Raw genomic sequence first — 2,113 nt, forward strand, 5'->3', positions numbered from 1 at the left:
TTGGCCACGAGCTCCTCGCGCTCGGCGCTGCCGGGCGCGTAGGACAGAACGGGCTCGTTCTGCGGCAGAGGGACGTTGGTCACGGCGTCCATGGGCACCTCCCCGGTGAAGAATGTCCCTGAAGCAAGCAGGGTTGGCTGACTCAACGCTCCCAGAACACGGGCGTGCGAACCTTGTGGACCAGGCCACTCTTTGCCCACCTTGTTTGTTCACCAGGACAAAATGAGACACATATGAGTAATGACGACCCGACAGCCGACCGGTTCCCCACCGCTGGCGACGAGCCCCACCGAACGGCGCCGTCCTCTGGCGTCCCTCCTGTTCAGACCGGTTCCCCGCGGGACGAACCCACGGGCATCCCCCTGCGCCGACTGCTGCTGGCGCTCGGCGACCCCGTCGTGGACGTGGCCGCCGCACCGGGCGGGCTCGATGTCCGGGTGGACAACGTCGTCATCCTCGACCCGGAGGACAGGACGGAGGCGCGCGAGGGGGACCTGGTGCTGCTGATCGGGGCTCGGGGCGCCGCGGCGCGGCGGCTGGTCGGGGCGCTGGCGGAGCAGGGCGCCGCGGCGGTCGCCGTCAAGACCAGCGCGCACGCGGCCCAGGAGGAGCTGCTGCCGCCGCCCGCGGGTGCGCGGCCGAACCGGCCCCGGGGCGGCGCCGACGAGGCGCGGGCACTGCGCACCGAGGCGCAGGAGGCCGGGATCGCGCTGCTCGCAGTCCGGCCGGAGGTGCGCTGGGACCAGTTGCAGTCGGTGTGCCAGTCCATCGTGGACGACGCCCGGCTGACCACCTCGGACGACCTGAGCGAGGCCAGCGGCGACCTGTTCTCGATGGCGCAGACGATCGCCCGGCTCACCGGCGGCCTGGTGAGCATCGAGGACGCGGCGAGCCGTGTGCTGGCCTACTCCAGCGGAGCCGAGGTGGACGAACTGCGGCGGCTGTCGGTGCTGGGGCGGCGCGGTCCGGAGTCCTACCTGGCGCTGCTGCGCGAGTGGGGGGTGTTCGCCAGGCTGCGCGCCGGTGAGGAGGTGGTGCGCGTGGACGAGCACCCCGAGCTGGGCATCCGGCGCCGTCTGGCCGTGGGCATCCACGCCGGACGCCAGCCGCTGGGCGCGATCTGGGTGCAGGAGGGGGACCGGCCGCTCAGCGACCACGCGGAGGAGGCGCTGCTGGGCGCGGCGCGCACCACCGCGCTCCAGATGATCCGGCAGCGCACGCGGACCAGCGCTGGTCTGCGGCTGCGCGAGGACCTGCTGTCGAGCCTGCTGGAGGGGCGGATCGACGCCAGCGCGCTGGCCGACACGGTGGAGGTGCACACCGACCGGGGCGCCCTGGTGGTGGCGTTCTCGCTGGTCGGGGGCGTGGACGGCACGGGCGACGAGGGTTCGGTGCGCCCCGACCGGCCCGAACGCGAACTGCGGCGGCGCCAGCTGATCGACCTGGTGTCGGTGCACACGGCGGCCTACCGGCGCAGCGCGCTGGTGACCGAGCTGGGCGGGCGGGTGTACGTGCTGCTGCCGGACCTGGCGCGTGGCCGGGAGGGGTGGCGGAGCGTGGAGCGGTCGGTGCTGACACTGACCCGCAAGACGGTGGCCGCGGCGCGCGCCGCGCTGGGGCTGGAGGTGCACGCGGCGGTGGGGTCGCTGGTGGAGCGCCTGGGGGACGTGCCGGACTCGCGCGCGGAGGCCGACCGGGTGCTGGACGCCATGGGCCGCGATCCGGACCGGAGCGCGGAGTGGGAGGTGGCGACCATCTCCGACGTGCGCTCGCGTGTGCTGATCAGTGAGACGTTGGCGCGGTTGCGCGAGGATCCGTCGTTGCGGGACCCGAGGGTGAGCCGGTTGATCGAGCACGACCGTGCGGGCGGCGCCGACCTGGTGCATTCGCTGCTGGCCTACCTGGAGGCGTTCGGGGACGCGCGGGCGGCGGCGGCGCGGCTGCACATCCACCCGAACACGCTGCGGTACCGGGTCCGCAGGGCGGCGTCGGTGAGCGGGATCGACCTGGGTGACCCGGGAGAGCGTCTGTTCACGCAGTTGCAGCTGTTGATGGAGCAGCAGGAGGCGGACTGAACGGACGCGGGAGGGGCGGCTCGGGAGAGGCGGCTTTC

General features: G+C 73.4%; 1 protein-coding gene. It reads left to right on the top strand.

Annotated elements, in window-relative coordinates:
- Positions 1–233 precede the first annotated feature (233 nt).
- Complete coding sequence (locus D455_RS0116735; RefSeq protein WP_017571863.1) at positions 234–2,075, top strand: helix-turn-helix domain-containing protein; 1,842 nt, start codon at positions 234–236, stop codon at positions 2,073–2,075.
- Positions 2,076–2,113: the final 38 nt, after the last annotated feature.

It is taken from the genome of Nocardiopsis halotolerans DSM 44410, assembly GCF_000341065.1.
GTDB classification, from domain to species: domain Bacteria; phylum Actinomycetota; class Actinomycetes; order Streptosporangiales; family Streptosporangiaceae; genus Nocardiopsis; species Nocardiopsis halotolerans.